This window comes from Mycobacterium sp. SMC-16 (assembly GCF_046250085.1).
GTDB classification, from domain to species: Bacteria; Actinomycetota; Actinomycetes; order Mycobacteriales; family Mycobacteriaceae; genus Mycobacterium; species Mycobacterium phocaicum.
The window spans coordinates 3,432,607-3,458,337 of sequence record NZ_CP176427.1; the positions used below are offsets into that span (position 1 = coordinate 3,432,607).

Sequence of the window (25,731 nt, forward strand, 5' to 3'; positions counted from 1 at the left end):
GGGGGTGACAGGTTGCGCCAGGGACACGCTCAGATCTGGAAGTACCCGGATCGCGCGCCCTGCAGAATCTCCTGGGCCAGCTCGGCGATGCGCGCTTCGGACGCGCCCCACCAGCGGACCAGTTCACGGTGCGTCTCGGCGCCCTCGCGTTCCACGATGATCGACCAACGGACGCCGAACAGCTTGGCCAGCAGCCAGAACGGCCACGCCAACAGGAATGGCAGCACCAGGGCGACGGCAAGCCAGTCCAACAGGAAGAAATCGTCGCCGTCGAGCGTGTCGGAGTACGGCCACCAGCGCCGGCGCACCCGCCACTCCGTCCCGTCCGAGTCCCGCACCGCAGCAGCCATCGTGACATCGTGCAGTGCACCGGTGGTTTCCGCCGCGCGACACCGACCCGACACGCCTGCTCACAGGTACCGCGATCCCGGGTGAGCCACCATCAAGACGACAACGATCACCCACAGCAGGTTGAAGATGCCGGTCACCATGCCGAGGGCACGCAATTGCCGGCCGTCGTCGGGCTCCGCGAGCGCCCGTTGCTGTCGGGGCGCGATCTGCAGCACGAGCAGCCCGCCCGCGGCGGCGGTGAGCACAATCGACACGATGATCCACACCTCGGTCGAGCGCCCTTGCACCCCCGCGAGCGCGAGGCCGACGACCGGCACCGCGAGCGCCAGCACGCCATAGACGCGCGTGATGCGGTGCAGCACACGAGCGACGCCGACGGTCCGATCAGCACCCTCGACCGCCCCGGCCACCGGTGCATATCGGGGAAACAGACTGGCAGCCACGGCAACCGGGCCCACGAACAGGATTCCCGCCAACACATGGACCGACAACAGAACAGCTTGCATAACCTTCAGCCTAACTGAAGGTTATTGCGAAACGGAGGTGGCCCGCCCCATGTACGCGCGTAGCGCCTCGGTCAGTTCTGGATGTTGCGCCGCGAATTCGGCATCCAGCTGCGCCACCACGTCGGCGGCGCGGTTCAGCAGCGACTCTCCGGCAGCCGTCACGCGCAAGGTGGACGCCGCGCCGGCATGCGCCGTCGCGTCCTCGACCAGGCCCGCCTCGACGAATGCCGCCACGGCAGTGTGCGCGCTCTGCACGGTGATACGTGACCGCCGGGCGAGTTCACTGAACGAGATTCCGGCGCTACCCCGGATGTGGCCCAACAGTCCGTACTTGCGCGTCGTCAGCCCGAGGGGTTTGAGGGCGTCGGCGAACGCGGCATCCCACACCCGGCTGACGGTCAACAGCGCGACGGTCGGGCTGAACGGAGGCGGCTCGGACATGCTCGGCAGGCTACCGCCGGAGCGGCTACTCCTCGTCGAGCTGCGCGGCGACGTCGTCCGGGATCTCGACGTTGGTGTAGACGTTCTGCACGTCGTCGCTGTCCTCCAGCGCGTCGACGAGCTTGAACACCTTGCGGGCGCCTTCGAGGTCGACCTCGACGGACACCGACGACTGGAAGCCGGACTCGGCCGAGTCGTAGTCGATGCCGGCGTCCTGCAGCGCCGTGCGGACCGCGACCAGATCGGTGGGCTCGCAGATGACCTCGAACGAGTCACCGAGGTCGTTGACCTCTTCGGCACCGGCATCCAGGACGGCCATCAGCACGTCGTCTTCGGTCTGGCCGTTCTTCTCCAGGGTGATGATGCCCTTGCGGGAGAACAGGTAGGCCACCGAACCCGGGTCGGCCATATTGCCGCCGTTGCGGGTCATCGCGACGCGAACCTCGCCCGCGGCCCGGTTGCGGTTGTCGGTCAGACACTCGATGAGCACCGCGACACCGTTGGGTCCGTAGCCCTCGTACATGATGGTCTGCCAGTCGGCGCCGCCGGCTTCTTCGCCGCCGCCACGCTTGCGGGCGCGCTCGATGTTGTCGTTGGGGACCGAGCTCTTCTTGGCCTTCTGGATGGCGTCGTAGAGGGTCGGGTTACCGCCCGGGTCGCCACCGCCGACGCGGGCCGCGACCTCGATGTTCTTGATCAGCTTGGCGAACATCTTGCCGCGCTTGGCGTCGATGACGGCCTTCTTGTGCTTGGTTGTCGCCCACTTGGAATGGCCGCTCATGCGTGTACGCCCTCTTTCTGGTCAAACTTCGACTGACCAGTTTACGTGGACGAATCACAGGCCCTGACGGGCCTGGTCAATCGCTACTTCCGGACCGGCTGCATGAGGTTGTAGACGGTGTCGGACCCGACCTTCATGGGCGCGAAGTTGGCGCCCACCCAGTCGGCGATGTCGCTGTGCGCGTCGGCGTCCCAGTGCCCCTTGTTGTCGGAGACGATGTAGTACGCCACCTCGTGGCCCGCCACATAGGACTGGAACTGCTGCAGCGTCGGCGCCGCGTCACTGCCGCCGAAGCCACCGATCGCGATGACGGGCGTGCGGGTGTCGAGTTCCAGACCGGCGGCCGGCGATGACCGGTCGATCGCGGCCGACCACTTGGTGGTCGTGGCCTTGAGCAGCGCGTTCAACTGGGGGTTCGCGTCACGCTGACCGAAGCCGCCGTGCCCCTTGTCGTCCTTGTCCGCCGGACCGACCGACGGCCCGCCACCGAGGTGCGGCTGCCCGAAGGTCGCGAGCGAGTAGGCCACCGATCCCCCGGCCGCGCCGAACATCGCCAGGCCCAGGGCCAGCGTCGCCACGTGCTTGCGGCCGAGACGGCGCCACCAGATGAGGGCGGCAGCCCCGACGACGGCGGCGACCAGGATCACCCAGCGCAGTGCGGGCAGCCAGTCGGCGTTGCGGCCGAGGATCACGAAACCCCACACGCCGCTCGCCAAAAGCACTGTCACCAAACCGATCCGATGGAACTGTGAGTCCCGCGGCGCCAGAATTCGATGACGAAGATCGCGAACATCGCGGCCATCGCCGGCGCCAGCGCAAGGCAGTAGTACGGGTGGACGTTGGTCTTCATGAAGCTCAGCACCAGGCCGACACTGACCAGCCAGCCGCCGAACAGGATGGCGCCGGCGCGGACGCGGTCGGTGCGGGGTGCCCGTCCACGGGAGATCAGCACGAGCACTGTGGCCAGGAGCGCGGCCGGCACCAGCCAGCCGATTTCGAAGCCGAACTCGCCGGTGAACAGTCGGGGCAGGCCCTGCGTCTGATCGCCCATGCCGAAGCCGTGATGTCCGGCCGTCTTGATCGTCTCGCCGGCGGCGTGGCCGGCGTGTTCTCCGGTGAGGGTGTGCACCGTGGATGGCTTGTCGGGGTCGGTCCTGCCCATGTGGTTCTTGCCGAGCACTCGGCCAAAGCCGTTGTAGCCCAAGACCAGATTCATGAAACTGTTGTCGGTCGAACCGGCCATGTACGGTCGCGACGACGCCGGCCACAGGATCGTGAGCACCACGAACCAGCCTGCGGAGACCAGCATCGCGACAAATGCGCCCAACAGGTGCCACAGTCGGGTGCGCAGCGCGACGGGCGCGGCGACGAGGTACGTCAGGCCCAGGGCCGGCATCACCATCAGACCCTCGAGCATCTTGGCCAGGAACGCGAAACCCAGTGCGACACCGGCGAGGGCCATCCACTTGGCGCCCTTCTCTTTGAGGGCCCGGACCGTGAAGTACGCCGCCAGCGTCATCAGCAGCACCATGGCCGCGTCGGGGTTGTTGAAGCGGAACATCATGGCGGACACCGGGGTCAGCGCGAGCACCGCACCGGCGAGCAGGCCGGCGGCCGGACCACTGATCCGTCGCACCGCGGCGTAGAGCAGCCAGACCGCGCCGACGGCCATCAACGCCTCGGGGATCAACATGCTCGCGCTGCTGAAGCCGAAGATCTGCCCGGACAGCGCCATCACCCACTGCGACAGCGGCGGTTTGTCGACCGTGATGACGTTGTTCGGGTCGATGGACCCGAACAGCAGCGCCTCCCAGTTGCGCGAGCCGGCCCACACCGCGGCGGCGTAGAACTGGTTGCCCATGCCGTTGACCGTGATGTTCCACAGGTAGCCGGCGGCCGTGACGATCAGCAGCGCGGCGAGCGCCGCGCGCTCGCCGGTCTTGGTCGCGAGACTCCAGCGTCGCGGCGCCGCGGTCTGAGTCTCGGCCGTCGGAACGTCCAGGACGGCGGCGGATGTCGTAGTCACCCGACCATTAAGGCAGCTCCAGCTATGGCCGAGCTGTGAAGTCGGCGAGCCGCCGCTATGACGTGACGGTGCGATGAAACTGCTCACAGTCAGCGGATTCACAGGAGGCAATCCAGTGAACAGTCGTACACTCAAGCCATGGACGAACCCCTCGCCAGCGAAGCCGCTGCCCTGACCGAGCTCGGCCTCAACGAGGTGGGCACCGCCGTCGACGGCATCCACAAGGTGCAGCGCGCCATCTCTGAGCGGGTGTTCCGGCTGGTGGGGTTCGGAGTCGGCCCGGCCGCCAAGCCCGTGAAGGTCGTGTACGACGCCATCACCGACGGCGTCTACTCCACCCTCAGTCATGTCGCGACGACGGCCGCGCCCATCGCCGGCAAGGCGGTGCACGACCAGACCGCCGGCAAGCTGTCCGACCAGGCCGGCGGCGCGCGCGTGCTCGCTGTGCTGCAGGGATTGATCGGCGACAAGCTCCACGAGCAGGGTTCGGTACTGGCGACCACGATGTCGGTGCGCGTCGACGGCCGACCGGTGTCACTCGACACCGACAGCCTGCGGGCCGCTTACCCGACCGCCACGGGCGACGTCGTCGTGTTCGTCCACGGCCTGATCGAGACCGAGGCCTTTTGGGCGCTCGGGAAACGGGCGACCTACGGCCAGCGGCTCGGCGCCGACATCGGCATCACCGGCGTCGAGATCCGCTACAACACCGGCCTGCACATCTCCGACAACGGCGTGCTGCTCTCCGAACTGCTGGACCGATTGGTATCCGCCTGGCCGGTGCCGGTCACGTCGGTCTCGCTGGTCGGTCATTCGATGGGCGGACTGGTGATCCGGTCAGCCTGCGCGGTGCCCGGCGGCTCGTGGGTGGACCGGGTGCGTACCGTCGTCTCGCTGGGCACCCCGCATACCGGCGCCCCGCTGGAGAAGGTCGTGCACTACGGGTCGGCGGCGCTCAGCGCACTGCCCGAGACCCGCCCGTTCGGAAGCCTGCTGCGACGGCGCAGCACCGGAATCCGCGATCTGCGGTTCGGCTCGCTCGACGAACGTGACTGGCGTGACCGCGAACCGGACGCCTTGCGCGCGGCGCCGCCGATCGACGTGCCGCTGCTCGACGGGGTCTCGTACTACTGCGTCACCGCGACCATCGCCCGCACCCCGGCCAACCCGATCGGCTGGGTGCTCGGCGACGGGCTAGTGCAGGTGCGCAGTGCGCAAGGCCGAAGCCGCAAGCGCGACATGGGATTCGAGCGCGACAATCGCCTGCACCTGCCGGAGGCGCACCACTTCACGCTGCTCAACGACGAGCGGATCTACGAGCGCCTGAGGGTCTGGTTGTCGCGATCAGAGAGCGTCGACGAAGAGTTTGTGGATGCGCCGGTCGCCGGTGACCTCGGGGTGGAACGACGTCGCGAGCATGCGGCCCTGACGGACGGCGACGGGATGTCCGGCCGCGCGGGCGAGCACCTCGACGTCGGGGCCGACGCGCTCGACCCAGGGCGCCCGGATGAACACCGCGTGCACGGGATCGTCGAGGCCGACGAAATCGAGGTCGTCTTCGAACGAGTCGACCTGCCGACCGAAAGCGTTGCGCCGCACCGTCATATCGATCCCGCGTAGCGGCAGGGCCTCCCGGCCCGGCACGCCCGCGTCGTTGATCTCGGTGGCGAGCAGGATCATGCCGGCGCACGATCCGTAGCACGGCATGCCCGCCGCCAGGCGGTCGCGCAGCGGCTCCAGTAGCTCGAGCTCGCGCAGCAGATGGCTCATCGCGGTAGATTCACCGCCCGGGATCACCAGGGCGTCAACGGCATTCAGCTCCGTGAGGCGCCGGACCGTCGACACCTCGGCGCCCGCCTCGCGCAGGGCGGCCAGATGCTCTCGGGTGTCCCCCTGCAGCGCGAGGACACCGACGTGCGGGCTCACTCCGCCGGCGGGACGAAGCCGCGGTTGTAGCGGGTCAGCCCCTCCTGCATCACAGCGGCCACCATCTCGCCGTACTGGTTGAAGATCTTGCCCTGCGTCAGCGCGCGGCCCCCGGTTGCCGACGGCGACGACTGGTCGTACAACAGCCATTCGTCGGCCCGGAACGGCCGCATGAACCACATCGCGTGGTCCAGCGAGGCGATGTTCATATGTTTGCGTACCTCAAGGTGATTCACCTGCGCCGAGCCCAACAGCGTCAGGTCGCTCATGTAGGCCAGGGCGCAGATGTGCAGGACGTGGTCGTCGGGCAGTGGGTCGCGGTGCCGGAACCACACCTGCTGCTGCGACGCCTTGCCGGGCACCCGGGCCACCTGGTCGCGCGGCACGATGCGCACGTCCCACTCGGCGAACTGGGCGAAGCCGGCGTCGTCGAACGCTCCGGCGGACCGGAACCCGTTCGACAGGTCGGGCGGCGGCGGCACCGGCATGGCGTCCTGGTGCTCGATGCCCGTCTGGTCGGTCTGGAACGACGCCGACATCGAGAAGATGGTCTCGCCGTGCTGGATGGCGCTCACGCGGCGGGTGCAGAACGACCCACCGTCGCGAATGCGCTCCACCATGTACACCGTCGGTGCGCGGGCGTCACCGGGACGCAAGAAGTACCCGTGCAGCGAGTGCACCTGGTACTTCGGCTCCACGGTGCGCACCGCCGACACCAACGACTGACCGGCTACGTGGCCACCGAAAGTGCGCTGCAGGAAGCCCGATTCCGGGCTGAAAACACTGCCGCGGTAGATGTTGACCTCGAGTTGCTCGAGGTCGAGTATCTGCTCGATTGCCACGGGTTGGTTTTACCAGCCCCGCTCGGCGAGCCGATGAGGCTCCGGCACATCCTCCACGTTGATGCCGACCATGGCCTCACCCAGACCGCGCGACACCTTGGCCAGCGTGTCGGGGTCGTCGTAGAACGTCGTGGCCTTGACGATGGCTGCGGCGCGGGCCGCCGGGTCACCGGACTTGAAGATGCCCGAGCCGACGAACACACCCTCGGCGCCCAGCTGCATCATCATCGCGGCGTCGGCCGGGGTGGCGATGCCACCGGCGGTGAACAGCGTCACGGGCAGCTTGCCGGCCCGTGCGACCTCGACCACCAGCTCGTACGGCGCCTGCAATTCCTTTGCGGCAACGTACAGTTCGTCCTCCGACAGCGACGTCAGCCGACGGATCTCGCCGCCGATCTTGCGCATGTGGGTGGTGGCGTTGGAGACATCCCCGGTACCGGCCTCACCCTTGGAGCGGATCATCGCCGCGCCCTCGTTGATGCGGCGCAGGGCCTCACCCAGGTTGGTGGCGCCGCACACGAACGGCACGGTGAACTTCCACTTGTCGATGTGGTGGGTGTAGTCGGCCGGGGTCAGCACCTCGGACTCGTCGATGTAGTCCACCCCGAGGCTCTGCAGAATCTGCGCCTCGACGAAGTGGCCGATACGGGCCTTGGCCATCACCGGGATGGTGACGGCGTCGATGATGCCCTCGATCATGTCCGGGTCGCTCATCCGCGAGACGCCGCCCTGCGCGCGGATATCGGCGGGAACGCGCTCGAGCGCCATGACGGCGACGGCGCCTGAGCCTTCGGCGATGCGCGCCTGCTCGGGTGTTACGACGTCCATGATGACGCCGCCCTTCAGCATCTCGGCCATGCCGCGCTTGACCCGGGCGGTGCCCGTCTGACCGCTGTTATCCGCTGCGGTATCCACTGCAATCTCCCTCAAGAATTTGGTACCCGCCAAGTCTAGTGGCCGGACCAAATCGGTTATCCGCGCAGGTCAGCGGATGGACTGCGGCTCCCCGCCCGCCGTCACCGCCGGACGTGTCCCGTCGGCCAATTCGCCTGCGAGGGAAAGGTATTCACCGAGCTGCAATGGGTAGACAGTCTCACCATCTGCGGCCAGCCGGGCGATGACCGCCGCGTCACACCAGCGGTGCGCGTGGATCGACTGCCGTTCCACGGTGGTGTGGCCGGTGGTCACCGGCTCGAAGCGTGTCGTGCGGTACACGAAGAAGAATTCCTCGCTGCGGATCACAGATCCGTTGAACTCGAACACCGCCTCCCGGCGCCACACCGGGCCGGTCAGGTCGGCCGGGTCGACCTTCAGCCCGGTCTCCTCGGCGATCTCGCGGGCGGCGGCGTCCGGCAGCGACTCGTCCGGTTCGACCGCTCCCCCGACGGTGAACCACCACCGCGGCGCCATCAGCGGGTCGGCGGCCGGGTCGCTGCCGCAGAACAGCAGCACCTGCCCGTCCTGGTCCAGCAGCACGACGCGGGCCGACCGCCGTCGCCCCACCGCGCCGGGCTCGTGCCGCGACGCCCGCTCGACGATCTCGAAATACGTTGGCATGGCGGCGGTTCCACCGAGATGTAGCCAGCGCACCAGGGTGCGCTCACGTAGCGCGAGCGTGTCGCGGACGGCGTCGTTGTGGAAGCGGCGGGCCAGTAGCACGCGGGCCTCGGCGTCGGCGAGCTCGGCGACCAGGGTCACCGGGATGGACGCCGGATCGACCTGTGCCAGGGCTCCCGACAGTTCGTTCTCCGCCGCCTCGCGGGCCGCTCGCGGTGCCCGTTCGGCTTCGTCCGCCAGCGCGGCCAGGCGGCGGCCCGCCGGCCGGGACCCGTATGCGTCGGCGGCGACGGCGCGGGCGACCACCGCACGCCGGGCCAGCGCGCCGTCCAGGGCCTGCCACGACAGGTCGTAGCGGACGTGCAGCCGGTCGAGCCGGTGCGCGGTCTGATACGCCCACACCACGGTGATCAGGACCGTCAGCACCAGCACGACCAGCGCGACGATCAACAGCCAATGCATTTAGGCCTCCACCCGGACCTTCGTCCCCGACCCCGCCACGGTTTCGTAGACCAGCATGATCTGCTGCGCGACCACCGACCAGTCGTAGCGGCGCACCGCCTGCGTGGCCGCCTCGGCGTACCGGCGGCGGTCGGCGTCGTTCGAGAGCATCTCGACCAGTGCCTCGCCGAGGGCTTCGGCATCGTCGACCGGCACCAGCCGGCCCGCCGTACCTTGGTCGAGCACGCGCCGGAAGGCGTCCAGGTCACTGGCCACCACGGGCGTGCCCGCGGCCATGGCCTCGACCAGCACGATGCCGAAGCTCTCGCCGCCGGTGTTCGGGGCGCAGTAGACGTCGGCGCTGCGCATGGCCGATGCCTTCTCGGCATCGTCGACCAGGCCGAGGAAGCGCAGGTGCCCCGCGTGCTCGCCGACGGTCTCCTTGAGGGCGTCCTCGTCGCCCCGGCCGACGATCAGCACCTCGACGTCCGGGCAGGCCGCCACCAGTTTCGGCAGCGCCCCGACGAGCACCTGCATGCCTTTGCGCGGCTCGTCGAACCGGCCGAGGAACAGCACGGTGCGGCCGGGCCGCGGATAGCCGGGCAGCAGTGGCGCGTTGTCGAACGCCGAGACGTCGACGCCGTTGGGAATCTCCACGGCGTCCGAGCCCAGGGCCTCCATCTGCCAGCGCCGGGCCAGATCGGACACCGCGATGCGGCCCATGATCTTCTCGTTCCAGGGCCGCAGAATCCCCTGAAAGACGTTGAGCGTCAAGGACTTCGTGGTCGACGTGTGGAACGTCGCGACGATCGGGCCATTGGCCACCATCAGCGCCAGCAACGACAGGCTCGGGGCATTGGGCTCGTGCAGATGCAGCACGTCGAAGTCGCCCTCGACGATCCAGCGCTTGACCATCCGCCGGGTCGCGGGGCCGAATCGCAGCCGCGCCACGGATCCGTTGTACGGGATGGGCACGGCCTTGCCCCCGGAGACGACGTAGTCGGGCAGGTCGGCGTGCGTCTCGGCCGACGACGGCGCCAGCACACTGACCTCGTGGCCGTAGCCGCGCATCACCTCGGCCAGTTGCAGCACGTGTGCCTGAACGCCACCCGGTACATCGAACGAGTACGGGCACACCATGCCGATGCGCATCAGCCGTTCCCGGCCAACCGGGCGCGACGTTCGTCGGACAGGTCGGCCAGCCACTGCGGCTGCAGCATGTGCCAGTCGGTGGGGTGCGCGGCGATGCCCGCCTCGAAGCGGGTGGCCAGGTCCTGGGTAATGGCCGCGACGTCGCCGCTGGACGTGTCGATCGGCGACGAGACGTCGAACTGCCAGTCGTTGGGTTTGTTCCAGCAGTGGACGGTCAGCAGCGTCGCGCCGGTGTTGACCGCGAGCTTGGCCGCGCCGGCCGGCATGCGGGTCGGCTCGCCGAAGAGGTTGACCTGCACACCATTTCGCGACAGGTCCCGGTCAGCCATGAGGCAGACGATGCGGCCCTCCTGCAACCGCTCCGTCAGCACCTCGAACGGCGGGCGCACTCCCCCGGTCAGCGGCAGGATTTCGAAGCCCAGGGATTCGCGGTACTCGACGAAACGGTTGTACAGCGACTCGGGCTTCAGGCGCTCGGCGACCGTGGTGAACTTGCCGTACTGGTGCACCACCGAGACGCCGGCCATGTCCCAGTTGCCGCTGTGCGGCACTGCCAGGATGACGCCGTTACCCCGCTCGAGGCCCGCTGCGATCTGCTCGGTGCCGACCAGGCAGTGCCGGAGCCTTTGTCCGAGGGTGCGCTGGTTCATCGACGGCAGCCGGAAGGCCTCCCGCCAGTAGCGGGCGTACGACGCCAGCGAGGCGCGGATGACGCGGCCCGGCACCTTGGCCGGCCGGACACCCAGCACCCGGGCCAGGTTCTTGCGCAGCTGCTCGGGGCCGCCGCCGCGCGCCGCGTACAGCGCGCCCGCGTCGAACACGTTGCGGGCGGCGAACTCCGGCATCGTCCGGATCAGGCCCCACCCCGCGGCATAGCCGAGGTCCTTGATCTGCTCGCCCATCGGGACGTCGAAACCCCCGAAGGACGGCACCCCGCCAGTGGGAACGCTCATTGCTGCTCCTTCGACGGCGAACTCGACGGCAGCGGCTCGTCGGCGCCCGGCGAACGGCGCACCGAGGCGACGCGCTGGCCCAGCGTGATGATGCTGGCGACCGCCAGTAGCCACATCGCGATGGGCAGCGCCAGGGGCAGCGGATGGATCGGCAGGTCCGAGAACCCGGCGCCCACCAGCACGATGATCAGCCGCTCCGGGCGCTCGATGAAGCCGCCGTCGGCGTTCAGTCCGCTGGCCTCGGCGCGGGCCTTGATGTACGAGATCACCTGCGAGGTGACCAGGCAGATCAGCGTGGCGATCGCCAGCGGCTTGTCGTGCATCTCGAACGCGATCCACCACAGCAGGCCGCAGAACACCGCGCCGTCACCGATGCGGTCACAGGTCGCGTCGAGCACCGCCCCCAGACGCGTGCCGTAGCCGCGTTCGCGGGCCATGGCGCCGTCGAGCATGTCGGCCAGCACGAAGAACCAGACCGCCACGGCGCCGTACCAGAGGTGCCCCGTCGGGAACAGCGTCAGTGCACTGATGACCGAGGCGGCGGTACCGATGACGGTGACGCTGTCCGGCGTCAGCCCGATGCGCAGTGCTCCCCGGGCCAGCGGGCGGCTCACCTTGGTGTAGGCCGCGCGGGTCAGCAGGTAGAAGTCGCTCACGAGGCGCTGTCCTGCTTAGCCCACTCGTCGGCCAGCAGCTTGCGGGTGTCGCGCAGCAGCTGCGGGATCACCTTGGTGCCGCCGATGACGGTGATGAAGTTGGCGTCGCCACCCCAGCGCGGCACCACATGCATGTGCAGGTGGTCGGCCAGCGAACCGCCGGCCGAGGTGCCCAGGTTGAGCCCGACGTTGAAGGCGTGCGGATTCGAGATGGCCTTCATCACGCGAATTGCCTTCTGGGTGAACGTCATCAGCTCGCTGCTCTCGGCCTCGGTGAGGTCCTCGAGTTCGGACACCTTCCGGTAGGGCACCACCATGAGGTGTCCCGGGTTGTACGGGTACAGGTTGAGCACCGCGTAGACCTGCTCGCCGCGCGCGACGATCAGGCCCTCCTCGTCGGACATCGTGGGAATGTCGATGAACGGCTGCTTCGAGCCTGCGGACGTGCCCTCGCCGCCCTTCATCGGAGCGTCGACGATGTAGCTCATCCGGTGCGGCGTCCACAGCCGCTGCAGATAGTCGACGTCGCCCACGCCGCGGTCCACGATGCTCCGATCCTCGGTCACGCCTGTGCGCCCCGCGCCTCGTTCACCAGGTCTGCGGTCGGGAAGGCATTTTCGCGGCGCGCGATCCAGCCCGCGATGAGGTCGGCGGCCTCGGCCACCGGGACACCGTTGACCTGGGTGCGGTCACCGAACCGGAAGGACACCGCACCTGCCTCTTTGTCCTTGTCGCCCGCGAGCAACATGAACGGCACCTTCTGGTTGGTGTGGTTGACGATCTTCTTGGCCATCCGGTCGTCGCTGCCGTCCACCTCGACCCGGATGCCACGCGACTTCAGTTGCGCCGCAACGTCGTACAGGTAGTCCAGGTGCGCGTCGGCGACCGGGATGCCGACGACCTGCACGGGGGCCAGCCAGGCCGGGAACGCACCGGCGTAATGCTCGGTGAGCACGCCGAAGAACCGCTCGATGGACCCGAACAGCGCGCGGTGGATCAGCACCGGACGCTGCCGGCTGCCGTCGGCCGCGGTGTACTCCAGCTCGAATCGGTCGGGCATGTTGAAGTCCAGCTGGATGGTCGACATCTGCCAGCTGCGGCCCAGCGCGTCCTTGACCTGGACGGAGATCTTCGGACCGTAGAACGCCGCGCCGCCCGGGTCCGGCACCAGATCAAGACCGGAGGCCTCGGCGACCTCGCGCAGGGTCTCGGTGGCCTCTTCCCACAGTTCGTCGGAGCCGACGTACTTGTCCGGGTCCTTCGTCGACAGCTCCAGGAAGTAGTCGTCCAGGCCGTAGTCGCTGAGCAGGTCCAGTACGAACTGCAGCAGCGTGGTGAGCTCCTCGCGCATCTGCTCACGGGTGACGTAGATGTGCGCGTCGTCCTGCGTCATGCCGCGCACGCGGGTCAGGCCGTGGACGACGCCCGACTTCTCGTAGCGGTACACACTGCCGAACTCGAAGAGCCGCAGTGGCAGCTCGCGGTACGACCGCCCCCGCGACCGGAAGATCAGGTGGTGCATGGGGCAGTTCATGGGCTTGAGGTAGTAGTTCTGCCCCGGCTTGCGCAGCGTGCCGTCGTCGTTGAACTCCGCGTCGATGTGCATCGGCGGGTACATGCCGTCGGCGTACCACTCCAGGTGGCCCGAGGTGATGTACAGCTGCTCTTTGGTGATGTGCGGGGTGTTGACGAACTCGTAGCCGGCTTCCTGGTGCTTGCGCCGCGAGTAGTCCTCCAGCTCCCGCCGCACGATGCCGCCCTTGGGGTGGAACACCGGCAGGCCCGAGCCCAGCTCGTCGGGGAAGCTGAACAGGTCCAGCTCCACACCCAGCTTGCGGTGGTCGCGGCGCAGCGCCTCCTCGATCAGTTCGAGGTGCTTGTCGAGGGCCTCCTGCGACTCCCAGGCGGTGCCGTAGACGCGCTGCAGGCTGGCGTTCTTCTGGTCGCCGCGCCAGTACGCGGCGCTGCTGCGGGTGAGCTTGAACGCCGGGATGTGCTTGGTGGTCGGGATGTGCGGGCCGCGGCACAGGTCGCCCCAAACCCGTTCGCGGGTACGGGGATTGAGGTTGTCGTAGGCCGTCAGCTCGTCGCCGCCGACCTCCATGATGTCGGCATCACCGGACTTGTCGTCGACCAGCTCGAGCTTGTAGGGCTCCTTGGCCAGCTCTTCGCGGGCCTGCTCCTTGGACTCGTACACGCGCCGGTCGAACAGCTGACCGTCCTTGATGATCTTCTGCATGCGCTTCTCGAGCTTGGCCAGATCGTCCGGCGTGAACGGCTCGGCGACGTCGAAGTCGTAGTAGAAACCGTCGGTGATCGGCGGACCGATGCCGAGCTTGGCCTCGGGGAACAGATCCTGCACGGCCTGGGCCAGCACGTGGGCGCACGAGTGGCGGATGACGCTGCGACCGTCCTCGGTGTTCGCGGCGACCGGGACGACCTCGACGTCGACGTCCGGGGTCCAGGACAGGTCGCGCAGGCGGCCGTCGGCGTCCTTGACCACGACGATGGCGTCGACCTCGCCACGCTGCGGCAGCCCGGCCTCGCGGACCGCGGCGCCGGCGGTAGTCCCGGCAGCGACCCGGATCGGGGCTGCTGGTGCGGGGCTGGCGACGGCGGTCATCGAGACACTCCTACTGGTTAGGTGACGATCGCGACCATGCTATCGGCACCGGTCATCGCTTCGCGGCCCAGCGCCGCCTCAAGGCTGACCCGGCTTGAGCCTGACGAAGAGGGCCTCGGCGTCGGCGAGCACCGTGTCACCGTCCAGCAGCGCGCCGGTGATGAAGATCTTGCGGCCCTCGACACGCTCCAGCGTCGCCGTCGCGTGCAGGTCCCGTTCGACGGGGACGATCTTCCGGTAGTTGATGTGCAGGTAGGCGGTGCGCTGGAACGGGCTGTCGGTGAGCCGGTAGGCGGCATGCCCCAGCACCGAGTCGAACAGCAGCCCGATGGACCCGCCGTGCGCGGCGCCGTTGCGGCCCAGATGAAAGCGCCGGAACCGGACCGGACCGGCGATCCGGCCGTCATCGGTGACCTTGAGGTTCGACGGCACGTTCAAGACGTTCCCGCGGTTGGGCAGGTCGAGGCGACGGCCCGACGGCGAGTGCCACTCGTCGGCGCGGTACGGCGCCAGCAGGGCGTTGGCCTGTTCGATGAGGTTCGCGGCCTGCGTGATGACGTCGTCGGGCGCGTCGGCGCCGCGGGCATGGTCGCTGACCGTGCGGACGGATTCGACGAACCTGCCGTAGTCCGGGCCACCCTGGGTGGTGGGTTTGGGCGGGTTGAATCCCCCACCGGCATGCTTATCCACCTGTTTCTCTTATCACGGTGGCATGGTGGCCCCATGCGACTGAGCGACCTGGCGGACCTGACGTTCACCTACCCCGACGTCGGCGCTACCGCCGGTCCGCCCCCGGACGGCTATCACCACGTGCACGAGTCGGGTCAGATCGGCTCGGGCCGCATCCGTTTCAACGCCGCGGGTGACGCCGTACTGCGCTGGGGCATGCAGCGCGGCATCGGCATGAAGGTGGAGGCGACCACCGTGACCGCGGCGCCGGGTACCGACATGCTGGGTCGGCTCGGGCCCGTACACGTCCCCTGCCGGGTGGTGTACGTCGTCGACGAACCGGACCGGCGCGGGTTCGCCTACGGGACCCTGCCCGGCCACCCGGAGTCCGGCGAGGAGCTGTTCTGCGTCCGCTACGACACCGCCACCGATGCCGTGTACGCCGAGATCAGCGCGTTTTCTCGGCCGGCATTGTGGTGGAGCCGCGTTGGCGCGCCGGTCGCGCGGGTGGCACAGCGCTTCATCGGACAGCGCTATCTGCGCGCGGTGTGAGCGATGCAGCGGTTTCATTCACCCGGCCGCCGCTGACCACGTGTTGTAGCTTTCACACGAAAACTGAAACGGCCAAGGAGTGCTGGGTGGAGCCGACACGATTCGGGCACTACGAGCTGCGCGAACTGATAGGCCGCGGCGGCATGGGCGAGGTCTACGTCGCATATGACACGAACACCCAGCGCACTGTCGCGCTCAAGGTGCTGCCGCCGCACCTCGCCAAAGACCCCGTATTCCAGGAGCGGTTCAAGCGCGAGTCGCAGGCCGCCGCCGGCCTCAACGAGCCGCACGTCGTCCCCATTCACGGTTTCGGCGAGATCGACAATCAGCTCTACCTGGACATGCGGCTCATCGAAGGCCGCACCCTGGCAGAAATTCTGGCCGATACCGAGCACCGCCCGAGCCCCGAATTCTCCATCGGAGTCGTCGAGCAGATCGCCGCGGCCCTGGACGCCGCACACGGAACCGGGTTGATCCACCGGGACATCAAACCCTCCAACATCCTGGTGACCGACCACGACTTCGCCTACCTGATCGACTTCGGCCTCGCTCGCACCGCCGGTGAGCACGGATTGACCACCGCCGGAAGCACTCTCGGCACCTTGGCCTACATGGCGCCCGAGCGGTTCGAGGGCGGCCAGGCCGACCCGCGCTCGGACATCTACGCATTGACCTGCGTGCTGTACGAATGCCTCACCGGCCGGCGCCCTTATCCGGCCGACAGTCTCGAGCACCAGATCGCCGGCCACGTCAGCGCTCCCGCGCCGAAGCCGTCCGACGTCGACCGGCGGCTTGCCGCATTCGACGATGTGATCGCCAAGGGCATGGCCAAGAAACCCGGCAAGCGCTACCAGCACGCCGGCGAACTCGCTGCCGACGCCCGCGCCGCGCTCAGCGCACGAGTACGTGTCTCGGGCCGCACCGGCCCGCGCACAGGTTCAGGACGCCATGCGGTGCAGGCCGCCGAACCGAAGCGCCGTACCCGGCGGATCGTCATCGCCGTCGGCGCGGTGATCGTGCTGGCCGCCGGCGCGGGAACCGCGTGGCTCTACTGGTCGCGGCAATACCAGGTCGGGCCGTCGGGTTCGGTGCCCTCGGTCGCCGCCAAGCTACCGGCCGATCTCAAAGATTCCGGACGACTGGTGGTGGGAGTCAACATCCCATATGCGCCAAACGAATTCAAAGGCCCCGACGGTAAGTTCACCGGTTTCGACGTCGACCTGATGACGGCGGTGAGCCGGGTGCTCGGACTCGAGCCGGAGTTTCGGGAGATCGGAATCTCCAAGATCGTCGCCTCGGTGCACGACGGGATCATCTCCGTCGGGGCGTCCTCGACCACCGACACCAAACAGCGGGAGAAGTCAGCCGACTTCGTGACCTACTTCAAGGCCGGCGTGCTGTGGGCACGGCGGGCCGGATCGAGTGTGGACCCCAACGCGGCGTGCGGACTTCGAGTGGGCGTGCACCTGGGCTCGGTCGAGGAGACCGATCATCTGCCGGCCCGCAGCGCGGCATGTGTGGCGGCCGGCGTGGCCCCTATCGAGATCGTCCCCATCGCCGGCCAGGACGGCGTCACCGCGGCCCTGCTCGCCGGCACCGTCGACGCGATGGCGGCCGACTCGCCTGTCACCGGCTACGCCATCAAACTCAGCGGCGGCAAGCTGGAAGCGGCCGGCGGAATCGTCGATGCGCAGCCCTACGGCTGGCCGGTGGCCAAGGGCTCGTCGCTGGCAACCGCGTTGCAAGCGGCACTCAAACACCTGATGCAGACCGGCGAATACCGGGAGATCGCCACCAAATGGGGTGTGGATATGGGCATCATCGACAAGCCGGTGATCAACGGCGCGCTGCGTTAACCCAGCCATTTGCGGCTGATGGCCGCATAGCTACCGTTGCCCTGAATGGTGCTCAGCCACTTGTTGATTCGCTTCTGCAGAGCCGCCGCGCCCTTGGGCAGCAGGTAGGCCTTCTGCGCGACGGTGAACGGCTGGTCGGTCGACACCCCGCACAATTGCGGGTGTTGCATGGCCTGCCAACGGATTTCACTGCCGTCGGTGATCATGACGTCGGCCCTGCCATCGATGACCTGATCGAAAATGGTGTTGTTGTCCGGGTGTTCGACGATGGTCGCGTGGCGCAGGTGGGCACGGTCGAATTGTTCATTGGTGCCACCGGGATTGACGACCACCCGCACTCCCCCGCGGTCGATGTCGGGCAGGGACCGGTATTTCGCGGCGTCGACGCAACGGACGATGGCCGCCTTGCCGTCGCGCAGATACGGGTCGGAGAACAGCGCCTTGGCGGCCCGGTCGGCGGTGATGCTGATACCACCGACCGCCAGCTCGCACTTCTGCCCCAGATCGGTCATGAGCGTCGGCCACGTTGTCGGCACGAGCTGCAGTTCCGCGCCGGACTCGCGGGCGAAATCCCGGACCAGATCGATGTCCATGCCGCTCCACTGGCCGTCGGCGTCGCGGTAGGTGAACGGGCGGTAGTCGCCGGTACTGCACACCGTCAGCGCCGTTGGCGGAGATTCGGCCGGCGGTGCGCTGCACGCCGCGGCCGCCGCGACGAAAAGCACCGACACGCCTCGGATCACGATGCGCCTCATGCACTCAGGCTCTCATGCGGCCACCGACTCGCCTACGCTGGAGGTATGCGTCGAGTCGCGGCACTGGCAGTGGCAGGTGCGCTCCTCAGCGCCTGCACGCAGACCGTGCCGGGGCAGGCCGGCGCGCCGGACAACCTCAAGTGGCAACGCCCCATCACCGACTCGGTGTCTACCCTGGGCGGCACGCTCGGCACGGTCGGGGAAGCGATGACCGCGCACGACTTTGTCGCAATGTCGCGGGATTGCACGAAACTGCAAGGGACTCTGGATGATCTCGGTAAGAACCTGCCGACTCCCGACGCGGCCGTCAACTCGTCGTTGCAGGACAGCATCGACAACTTCCGGTCGTTCGCCCGCGTATGCACGATGATGACCCCGGGCACCGCGGACGCATCACTCGACCAGCTGAGCGGCTACCTGGACCGCGGCGACACCGCCATGCGAAAAGCCTTGCAACAGATGGGCATCGAGCTGCCCGCCGCCCGCTAGCGCACGCTACGACGGCGAACTCGGGCGGAAGCCGTCGGCCTGGTCGGCCTCCCCTGCGACGCGCACCCCGAAGCGATAAGCCAACTTCCCGCCGAGAAAGCCGGAGACGCCCAGCGCGGCGATGCTCAGCACCGACAGCGTCAGCGGGCCCACGTCGACCGGCGCGGAAACGCCGTAAGAGCCGTGCCGCCAAACAAAATTGACGACGAAGGCCGCGGTGATCGTCACGTTCAGGCCCATGTGCAGGAGGGCGGTGCGGAACGCGACGGTACCCGACGGAATCGCCAGCAGGTCGAGTACCCCTACGGTGGCGGCAGCCAATGCGCCGACCACGCCGATGCCGATCAACCACTGCGCGCCCATCGCGAGAAACTCCGGCCGATCGACGATCCGCGATGCGATGTCGAACACCAGGCTGCAGATCCACGCACCGATCGGCACCGTGACGAGGATCGGGTGGAACGGGTGGCCGTAAGGACCGGTCAGAAAGCGACTGACCGGGGTCTTCGGTTCGGCTTGGACCGTCATGTGCCCACCTCCGGTTTGTACGCGACCAACCCCACCGCCGCAAGATGCGCGCGGTGCCGCGAATACGCACCCGTAACTGCCGGACCCGCCGGCGGGCTTCCGGATGCCGCGCAAGCTTCACGGCGCAACTGACTGTGCCCCAAATACCTTCGTCGGCAATTTGGCGCCGGAGCGCCAATGGTGACGCGCACGCGATCCGCACTTGCCCGACCGTCAGCCCTGCAGCCGTCAGCAGCTGCTCCCACTCGGCCACCGTCATCGGTCGGATCTTGGTCAGGGCGGCGCCGGCCAGCTGACCCGCGATGTCGGCGGCTTCGGCCATGGTGTCGGGCGCCATCGCCAGTTCGTGCACCGCAAAGCGGCCGCCCGGGCGCAGCAACCGCACGGCCTCCGCGACGATCGCCTCCTTGGCGTCCCCGTCGTGCAGCGTCAGCAGCGACTCTCCGATCACCACATCCGCGCTGCCGTCGGGCAGGTCCGTGTGGGCGGCATCCCCGACGTGCACATTGTCGTGCCCCGCCACCAGAGCGGCGGCGTCCGCAGCATCAGCGTCCAGTTCCACACCCAGGTACGAGCGCGGGCCGCGAGCCAGAATCTCGGCCGCGGTACGCCCCATGCCGGGCGCGAACTCGACGACGTCGGCATTGCTGACGCCCACGTCAGCCAGCAGCGCGCGCGTCAAATGCATGCCCCCGGGCCGCAGCACCCGCTTCCCGAGCCTGGCAAGAAGCCAATGCCCGGCCACCGTGTAGTCGCCCCGATCCGCCCGCGGCAGCGCCGGCGGGATCGGGTGCGGTGGGGCGTAATTGCCGTAATGCCAATAATTCATCGCTACTGCGATTCCCACTCAGCCCGTCCCCAAACGTGCCCGGGCCGACGGCGTTCCACCGCAGGTCAACCCGTTGCCGCCCATAGTTCGTCAACTCCCAGTATGTTTGCCCTGTCGTTCGGTCCTACGTTGTGCCCGAAGGAGCCACATGACCATCGCGTCCCAGCGTCATCGCGTCGTCGTCATCGGATCGGGATTCGGTGGCCTGCAGGCCGCCAAGGCCCTCAAACGCGCCGACGTCGACATCACCTTGATCTCACGCACGACGACCCACCTCTTCCAGCCGCTGCTCTACCAGGTCGCCACCGGCATCCTGTCCGAGGGCGAGATCGCCCCGACGACGCGGTTGGTGCTGCGCAAGCAGAAGAACGTCACGGTCCGCCTCGGCGAGGTCGAGGGCATCGACCTGGAGGCGCAGACCGTCACCTCCAAGCTCATGTCGCAGGTGACCGTCACGCCGTACGACAGCCTGATCGTCGCGGCCGGCGCCCAGCAGTCCTACTTCGGCAACGACCACTTCGCGACGTTCGCGCCGGGCATGAAGACCATCGACGACGCACTCGAACTGCGCGGCCGCATCCTGGGCGCGTTCGAGGCCGCCGAGGTGGTCACCGACCCGGCCGAACGCGAGCGCCGGCTGACGTTCGTCGTCGTCGGTGCCGGGCCTACCGGTGTCGAACTGGCCGGGCAGATCGCCGAATTGGCCGAACGCACCCTGGCCGGAGCGTTCCGCAGCATCAAGCCGCAGGACTGCCGCGTGATCCTGCTGGACGCCGCGCCCGCGGTGCTGCCGCCGATGGGGCCCAAGCTCGGTGCCAAGGCGCAGAAACGCCTGGAGAAACTCGGCGTCGAGATCCAGCTCAACGCGATGGTCAGCGATGTCGACTACAAGGGCATCACCGTCAAGGACAAAGACGGCACCGAGCGGCGCATCGACTGCGCCTGCAAGGTGTGGTCGGCCGGTGTGCAGGCGAGCCCGCTGGGCAAGCTCATCGCCGAGCAGTCCGACGGCACCCAGACCGACCGGGCCGGCCGCGTCCTGGTCGAACCCGACCTGACGGTCAAGGGGCACCCGAACGTTTTCGTCGTCGGTGACCTGATGGCCGTCCAGGGCGTGCCGGGCATGGCACAGGGTGCGATCCAGGGCGCCACCTACGCCGCCGACATCATCAAGCGATCCCTGGCCGGCCAGGATGACCCCGCCCACCGCGAGCCCTTCAAATACTGGGACAAGGGCAGCATGGCGACGGTGTCGCGGTTCGACGCGGTCGCGCAGGTGCCGGTGCCGTTGACCAAGAAGAAGCTGGAATTCGCCGGTCCGTTGGCATGGCTGTCGTGGCTGGTACTGCACCTGGTGTATCTGGTCGGCTACAAGAACCGGGTGACGACGCTCTTCACCTGGTTCGTCACCTTCCTGGGCCGCGGGCGCGCGCAGATGGCGATCACCAGTCAGATGATCTACGCGCGCACCTCGATGCAACTGCTGCAGAACCAGTTGAACGCATTGGCCGCAGCCGACAAGGTCGAGAAGAACGAGTCCGCCTGACAGGCATGGAAATCTGTTGGGGCGCAAGTCATACGGCACGGTTGCGTCAGGTGAGTGTCGGTTGGGACGGCACCGAGGCCGGCGCGCCGTGCTACCCGCCGGACTGGGAAACTGAACCCGACGACCTGCACCTGCTGCGGATCGCGGCCGCCCACGGCGCGTGCCCGACAGGCACATACCCGTATCGGCGGCCCCCGCCCGATCACGAATATTCCCCGTTTGTCGCGCATCTGACCGATGCGGCGGACTTCGACTTCACCGGTCAGCACCGGGCCCTCCTCGCGCGGATGAGCTGGGAGCTGTCGGACCCCTACGACGACGAGGACATCCCCGGCGCCGACCCCAAACGGCCGTACGGCGACTTCACCTTCTACCAGATCGAAATGGCGCTGACACTGGGCCTGATCCCGGCGCAGAAGCCGCCCGACCACGACCCGATGACGCCTGAGATCGCACAGGCCATGACGGCCCTGCACTTCCAGATGCAGCCCGCCCTGCAGATCTTCTTGCAGCACTTCGACATTGCCGAAGGCCGGGTGTTCCACGGCGAGGAGTGGGGCGGCTGGATGCCGGCCTGATCGTCAGTCGGCGTGACCGGGATTCCAGGTGCTCGGCAGCATCGGCGCCCGCGCCCCGTCGCCGAACTCGTCGCTGCGCGCCGCCGTCAAACCCACCGGGTTCGTGCCCGCTCTAGATACGGGTCCGGTGAACCCCACGGGGCCGGCACCGCTGTCCGAAGCGCTGGACTCCCATTCCGGGGTGACATCGAGGTCCATGTATTCGACGGCGTCGCCTTCCTGCTTGCGCCGACCGCGGCGCCGTCGTGCCTGCCGGTCCGCCGCTGCGGCGGCCGAGGCTTCTCGGACAATCGTCGACACCCGTGCCGACGCGGCGGCGTCGACGCGCGTCTGACGCTGGAGCCAGGCGCTCGCGCCGATTCCCGAACCGTCACCGACGGCGTACGGGAACCCGGGATCGCCCACGGGCGGTGGTGATGTGGGGGCCGGAGCGGGCGACGACACAGTGCCGGTCGACGCCGACCCGGTCGCACCTGCCGGCGCGGAAGCCGGCGATGCAGCCGTCGGCGCCGGGCTGGGCGCGGGGGCCGTCGCGATCGCGGGCATGGGCGTTTCCTGCTCCGCGGGCAGCTGCTCCGCACCGATCGCGGTCGGAGGCACCTGGATACCGGCCAGCCCTGCGAACCCGGCCGCCCAACCGAGGTTGGCGATCGCCAGCCCCAAAGCCGGCTGGATCAACGCCGGCGCGAATTGTCCGAGCACCGAACCGAGTTGGGCGGCATGGAAAGTCACGTCCGCCAACACCATCGGCAGGTTGGTCAGCAGCGCGGCCGGATCGTAAAGCAAGTTGTTCCACAGCAGTTCGATGTGCTCGCCCATCTCGGCGCCGACATCGAACCACCACTCCAGATCGGTCGGGTCCAGATCACCGTGGCCGTGGTCATGATCGTGGTCGTGATCGTGGTCGTGATCGTGATCGTGATCATGGTCGTGGTCGTCGTGCGCCACGATCGACGGTGCGGGCGTGGAGTGCGGCGCGGACGTCGTCGCAACGTCGGAGACGGCTTCGTACGTCGCCATCGAGGTTGCGGCCTGCACCCACATCCGGACGTAGTCGGCCTCGGTGACCGCGATGGGAATCGTGTTGATACCAAAGAAGTTCGTGGCCACCAGTGCGGCTTGCGTGGCGTGGTTGGCAGCCAGTTCGGCGAGTGTGGGCATGGTCGCCAGCGCGGTGGCATACGCGCCGGCGATGGCCTCGTGCTGGGCCGCGCGGGCGTTGCTTTCCTGGCCGCTCTGAGTGAGCCATTCGAGGTACGGGACGTGTGCGGCCACATACCTCTCCGCAGTCGGGCCCTGCCACGCTGCCGCGTGCGTCGCTGCGAGGACGGCCCGAAGCTCTTCGGCCGCCGCCGTGTAGGTCGCGCCGAGGGAAGACCATTGGGCCGCGGCCGCGAGCAGTGGCCCCGGGCCCGGACCGCTGCTGAGCAATGCCGAATGCACCTCTGGCGGCAACGCCATCCACACCGGCATTGCCATCACACATCCCCCGCTCGTTAACGATAATGAAAACTATATTCATTAAGGCTAGCAGGCGGTACCGCCAGCCCGAGAAAATGCGTTGCCGATCAGGTGGCGGGTCTGAAAGATGCGACCTACCCCGGTCAACCCGCCAGTGCCCCCAGGAGTTCAGCCGTGCCCGACTTCTCGCCGGTCATCACCGACTACTGGACCGCTGCGTTCAGCGGGAAAACGTTGCACCGCAACGAACATCTGACGATCACCGTCAACCCCGATCTCGATCACGACGAACGCGCCGCCATCCTGCGATCAGCCGACGACAAGCTGGTCTCGATCACCATGAGCCCCGCTGTCGCGGATGCGCTGACCAAGGACATTGCTGCCGTCGGCAGCCCGACGGCGGCCGACATTCGGGCCGCGCTCGTGACCCAGGGTGTCGTGCTGAACGGCGCCGCCAATGTGTTTTATCTCTCAGAAGCGGCGGCCGACCACATCTTCGGCGAGGCGGCAGCAACAGACGTCCGGCCACTCTCCAGCGGAGATGCCGAGATCTTTGCGTCGTTCAAAGCGGCTGTGTCGGAACACGACTGGGACGGCGCTTACGTCGAACTCGACCACTGGGCCGTTTTCGGCGCATTCGACGGACACGGGCGCCTCGTCAGCATCGGCAGCATGTATCCGTGGGACGACGAGTTTCCGCTGGCGGATGTCGGAGTGCTCACACTGGAATCGGCGCGAGGCCAAGGACACGCAAAGACGTTGGTGCGCGCGATGTTTCGCTACGCGCTCATGGAGGGATACGAGCCGCAATACCGATGCCGGCTGGACAATGCGGCGTCGAACAAACTGGCCTCCAGTCTGCATTTGCAGCTGTTCGGGCAGTGGGAAACCGTCATGCCCGACGATGCGTGACGGTGGCTTTGTGTGGTGGTCCCGACTGGGATCGAACCAGTGACCTTCCGCGTGTGAGGCGGACGCTCTCCCCCTGAGCTACGAGACCGGGGAATCTCACCGACCGGATCGGTGCGACGACAGACACTAACACGTCCCGCGACCCGAACGGGAATCGCGCCCCGCCGGCACCAGAGGGCAGCCGCGCCCGTCGCCCAACCCCGGCCCCGTACCGCCTCAGGAGTCACACGACGCAACGCCTGAAACACCGGCCAAGACTCGGTCACCTCCCCGAACCAGCCCGTTTACCAGCGGTTTTCACGCGATTTGTGTCTGCTCGCATTCGTGCACTAATGTCTTGCATCGCAACGGACGAACAAAGTTCAACCGAAGCGAAACGCGGATGTAGCGCAGTTGGTAGCGCATCACCTTGCCAAGGTGAGGGTCGCGGGTTCGAATCCCGTCATCCGCTCGAAGGTGCGAAGGCATCAGCCCCAGTGGTGGAGTGGCCGAGTGGTGAGGCAACGGCCTGCAAAGCCGTGCACACGGGTTCGATTCCCGTCTCCACCTCCACAAGTTTTCAACCCGGCGCGATTAGCTCAGCGGGAGAGCGCTTCCCTGACACGGAAGAGGTCACTGGTTCAATCCCAGTATCGCGCACCAAGCTTTACGCAGGTCAGAAGCGGTATCTAGTCAATCTAAGACAGATTTGCACCACTTCCCCACCACATAGGTCAGGCGCACGAGCACGCGCGGACTTCCTTGAATGAGGAGGGACACGCATAAATGACCATCAACGCCGATATCCCGGCTCCCGCCGACGCCCTGGAGACAACCGCCTGGGATGAGGGCCAACCGGTCCGCCACTTCAACGGCTCATCATGGTTGGTCCCGCCAATGGAGCAGCATGCCACCGACGTCTCGGTCTGGAACCAGCAGATCACCGTCAGGATCGAAGGTACCCAGCGGGCCGACGGCCGGGTCGGCCGGTACGTCTCAGTGAACGGCGAACATTACCCGACGTCGGCGGCACGGATGCTCGCGACGGCGGTGGCCGATGCCGTAGCCGAGATTGAACGGCTGGCAGTCTGATGGGCGCGATGAAAGAACTCGCCACCGAGGTTGAATTCTTCTGGGATCGCGGCGCCGAGATCGGCGGCGTCACGACATGGTCGCGCGAACTCCCCGACCGCCGTCTGGCGATCATCGCCGACGGCTACGAGCAGACCAGGCTGATCGTCCAGGACCGGACCATCGGTGAATACGAGTGCCTTGCCGAAGCGGTCCACGCCGCCGGCCAGATAGCCCGAGCCATCCTGTCA

General features: G+C 67.7%; 24 protein-coding genes, 4 tRNA genes and 3 pseudogenes. 11 read left to right on the plus strand and 20 right to left on the minus strand.

What is annotated here, in order from left to right; genetic code table 11:
• Window positions 1-29: 29 nt before the first annotated feature.
• The 5 genes and pseudogenes from ACJEIK_RS16535 to ACJEIK_RS16555 form a co-directional block, all read right to left on the minus strand.
• A complete protein-coding gene (locus ACJEIK_RS16535; protein WP_060999869.1) occupies window positions 30-350 on the minus strand; it encodes a hypothetical protein in 321 nt (106 codons plus the stop codon).
• Between the two features lie 60 nt (window positions 351-410).
• Window positions 411-857, minus strand: a complete 447-nt coding sequence (locus ACJEIK_RS16540) for a hypothetical protein (RefSeq protein WP_060999872.1) — start codon at window positions 855-857, stop codon at window positions 411-413.
• A 21-nt stretch (window positions 858-878) separates the two neighbouring features.
• A complete protein-coding gene (locus ACJEIK_RS16545; protein WP_060999874.1) occupies window positions 879-1,298 on the minus strand; it encodes a MarR family winged helix-turn-helix transcriptional regulator in 420 nt (139 codons plus the stop codon).
• A 25-nt stretch (window positions 1,299-1,323) separates the two neighbouring features.
• A complete protein-coding gene (locus ACJEIK_RS16550) occupies window positions 1,324-2,079 on the minus strand; it encodes a YebC/PmpR family DNA-binding transcriptional regulator (RefSeq protein WP_020101773.1) in 756 nt (251 codons plus the stop codon).
• Window positions 2,080-2,162: 83 nt separating this feature from the next.
• Window positions 2,163-4,105: pseudogene (locus tag ACJEIK_RS16555) on the minus strand (ArnT family glycosyltransferase).
• 504 nt (window positions 4,106-4,609) lie between these two features.
• Between ACJEIK_RS16555 and ACJEIK_RS16560 the strand changes: the two are divergent.
• Window positions 4,610-5,047 (plus strand): annotated as a pseudogene (locus tag ACJEIK_RS16560) (esterase/lipase family protein); the annotation flags it as partial.
• Window positions 5,048-5,449: 402 nt separating this feature from the next.
• Here ACJEIK_RS16560 and pdxT read toward each other — a convergent pair.
• The 10 genes from pdxT to ACJEIK_RS16610 form a co-directional block, all read right to left on the minus strand.
• Complete coding sequence (gene pdxT, locus ACJEIK_RS16565) at window positions 5,450-6,031, minus strand: pyridoxal 5'-phosphate synthase glutaminase subunit PdxT (RefSeq protein ID WP_110783690.1); 582 nt, start codon at window positions 6,029-6,031, stop codon at window positions 5,450-5,452.
• Window positions 6,028-6,873, minus strand: a complete 846-nt coding sequence (gene tesB / locus ACJEIK_RS16570; RefSeq protein ID WP_060999884.1) for an acyl-CoA thioesterase II — start codon at window positions 6,871-6,873, stop codon at window positions 6,028-6,030. Before tesB ends, pdxT begins: the two co-directional genes overlap by 4 nt.
• Before the next feature lie 9 nt (window positions 6,874-6,882).
• Window positions 6,883-7,731, minus strand: a complete 849-nt coding sequence (gene pdxS, locus ACJEIK_RS16575; RefSeq protein WP_231388049.1) for a pyridoxal 5'-phosphate synthase lyase subunit PdxS — start codon at window positions 7,729-7,731, stop codon at window positions 6,883-6,885.
• A gap of 126 nt (window positions 7,732-7,857) precedes the next feature.
• On the minus strand, window positions 7,858-8,892 hold the full coding sequence (locus ACJEIK_RS16580; RefSeq protein ID WP_061010561.1) for an NUDIX hydrolase: 1,035 nt from the start codon (window positions 8,890-8,892) through the stop codon (window positions 7,858-7,860).
• Window positions 8,893-10,023, minus strand: coding sequence for a glycosyltransferase family 4 protein (locus ACJEIK_RS16585; protein ID WP_061002446.1), 1,131 nt, complete (start codon window positions 10,021-10,023; stop codon window positions 8,893-8,895).
• Window positions 10,023-10,976, minus strand: a complete 954-nt coding sequence (locus ACJEIK_RS16590; RefSeq protein WP_061002448.1) for a phosphatidylinositol mannoside acyltransferase — start codon at window positions 10,974-10,976, stop codon at window positions 10,023-10,025. Before ACJEIK_RS16590 ends, ACJEIK_RS16585 begins: the two co-directional genes overlap by 1 nt.
• Entirely contained in the window at window positions 10,973-11,632 is a 660-nt protein-coding gene (pgsA, locus tag ACJEIK_RS16595; RefSeq protein ID WP_061002450.1) for a phosphatidylinositol phosphate synthase, read from the minus strand. The genes ACJEIK_RS16590 and pgsA overlap by 4 nt, the downstream gene beginning before the upstream one ends.
• On the minus strand, window positions 11,629-12,198 hold the full coding sequence (locus ACJEIK_RS16600) for an HIT domain-containing protein (protein WP_061002452.1): 570 nt from the start codon (window positions 12,196-12,198) through the stop codon (window positions 11,629-11,631). The genes pgsA and ACJEIK_RS16600 overlap by 4 nt, the downstream gene beginning before the upstream one ends.
• Window positions 12,195-14,255, minus strand: coding sequence for a threonine--tRNA ligase (gene thrS, locus ACJEIK_RS16605; RefSeq protein WP_061002454.1), 2,061 nt, complete (start codon window positions 14,253-14,255; stop codon window positions 12,195-12,197). Before thrS ends, ACJEIK_RS16600 begins: the two co-directional genes overlap by 4 nt.
• A 78-nt stretch (window positions 14,256-14,333) precedes the next feature.
• Window positions 14,334-14,945 (minus strand): PaaI family thioesterase, encoded by a 612-nt coding sequence (locus tag ACJEIK_RS16610; protein ID WP_061002456.1) that lies wholly within the window; start codon window positions 14,943-14,945, stop codon window positions 14,334-14,336.
• Window positions 14,946-14,978: 33 nt separating this feature from the next.
• Here ACJEIK_RS16610 and ACJEIK_RS16615 point away from each other — a divergent pair, with 33 nt between their 5' ends.
• Entirely contained in the window at window positions 14,979-15,476 is a 498-nt protein-coding gene (locus ACJEIK_RS16615; RefSeq protein WP_409430018.1) for a DUF1990 family protein, read from the plus strand.
• An 86-nt stretch (window positions 15,477-15,562) separates the two neighbouring features.
• Window positions 15,563-17,332 carry a bifunctional serine/threonine-protein kinase/transporter substrate-binding domain-containing protein gene (locus ACJEIK_RS16620; RefSeq protein ID WP_409430019.1) on the plus strand — a complete coding sequence of 590 codons (1,770 nt, stop codon included), beginning with the start codon at window positions 15,563-15,565 and terminating at the stop codon, window positions 17,330-17,332.
• On the opposite strand, the gene ACJEIK_RS16625 is transcribed toward ACJEIK_RS16620, so the two are convergent.
• Complete coding sequence (locus tag ACJEIK_RS16625) at window positions 17,329-18,087, minus strand: transporter substrate-binding domain-containing protein (protein WP_409430020.1); 759 nt, start codon at window positions 18,085-18,087, stop codon at window positions 17,329-17,331. The two genes, ACJEIK_RS16620 and ACJEIK_RS16625, sit on opposite strands and share 4 nt — an antisense overlap.
• Before the next feature lie 45 nt (window positions 18,088-18,132).
• Here ACJEIK_RS16625 and ACJEIK_RS16630 point away from each other — a divergent pair, with 45 nt between their 5' ends.
• Entirely contained in the window at window positions 18,133-18,576 is a 444-nt protein-coding gene (locus ACJEIK_RS16630; protein ID WP_267325513.1) for a hypothetical protein, read from the plus strand.
• Window positions 18,577-18,582: 6 nt separating this feature from the next.
• On the opposite strand, the gene ACJEIK_RS16635 is transcribed toward ACJEIK_RS16630, so the two are convergent.
• The gene (locus ACJEIK_RS16635) at window positions 18,583-19,104 is read right to left on the minus strand and encodes a DUF2231 domain-containing protein (RefSeq protein WP_409430021.1); all 522 of its coding nucleotides are present in this window, start codon (window positions 19,102-19,104) and stop codon (window positions 18,583-18,585) included.
• A pseudogene (locus ACJEIK_RS16640) lies at window positions 19,101-19,933 on the minus strand (methyltransferase domain-containing protein). The gene ACJEIK_RS16635 and the pseudogene ACJEIK_RS16640 overlap by 4 nt, the downstream one beginning before the upstream one ends.
• 148 nt (window positions 19,934-20,081) lie before the next feature.
• Here ACJEIK_RS16640 and ACJEIK_RS16645 point away from each other — a divergent pair.
• On the plus strand, window positions 20,082-21,479 hold the full coding sequence (locus tag ACJEIK_RS16645; RefSeq protein WP_064860692.1) for an NAD(P)/FAD-dependent oxidoreductase: 1,398 nt from the start codon (window positions 20,082-20,084) through the stop codon (window positions 21,477-21,479).
• A gap of 50 nt (window positions 21,480-21,529) precedes the next feature.
• The gene (locus ACJEIK_RS16650) at window positions 21,530-22,057 is read left to right on the plus strand and encodes a hypothetical protein (RefSeq protein ID WP_409430022.1); all 528 of its coding nucleotides are present in this window, start codon (window positions 21,530-21,532) and stop codon (window positions 22,055-22,057) included.
• Between the two features lie 3 nt (window positions 22,058-22,060).
• On the opposite strand, the gene ACJEIK_RS16655 is transcribed toward ACJEIK_RS16650, so the two are convergent.
• Window positions 22,061-23,539, minus strand: a complete 1,479-nt coding sequence (locus ACJEIK_RS16655; RefSeq protein WP_409430023.1) for a PPE family protein — start codon at window positions 23,537-23,539, stop codon at window positions 22,061-22,063.
• A 213-nt stretch (window positions 23,540-23,752) separates the two neighbouring features.
• Between ACJEIK_RS16655 and ACJEIK_RS16660 the strand changes: the two genes are divergently transcribed.
• A complete protein-coding gene (locus tag ACJEIK_RS16660; RefSeq protein WP_409430024.1) occupies window positions 23,753-24,430 on the plus strand; it encodes a GNAT family N-acetyltransferase in 678 nt (225 codons plus the stop codon).
• Window positions 24,431-24,443: 13 nt separating this feature from the next.
• On the opposite strand, the gene ACJEIK_RS16665 is transcribed toward ACJEIK_RS16660, so the two are convergent.
• Window positions 24,444-24,518, minus strand: a tRNA-Val gene (locus ACJEIK_RS16665).
• Window positions 24,519-24,808: 290 nt separating this feature from the next.
• Between ACJEIK_RS16665 and ACJEIK_RS16670 the strand changes: the two genes are divergently transcribed.
• From ACJEIK_RS16670 to ACJEIK_RS16685, 4 genes are all read left to right on the plus strand, one after another.
• Window positions 24,809-24,881, plus strand: a tRNA-Gly gene (locus tag ACJEIK_RS16670).
• 27 nt (window positions 24,882-24,908) lie between these two features.
• Window positions 24,909-24,982 (plus strand) — tRNA-Cys (locus tag ACJEIK_RS16675).
• A gap of 15 nt (window positions 24,983-24,997) precedes the next feature.
• Window positions 24,998-25,072 (plus strand) — tRNA-Val (locus tag ACJEIK_RS16680).
• A 123-nt stretch (window positions 25,073-25,195) separates the two neighbouring features.
• Window positions 25,196-25,501, plus strand: coding sequence for a hypothetical protein (locus ACJEIK_RS16685; RefSeq protein WP_409430025.1), 306 nt, complete (start codon window positions 25,196-25,198; stop codon window positions 25,499-25,501).
• Window positions 25,502-25,731 lie beyond the last annotated feature (230 nt).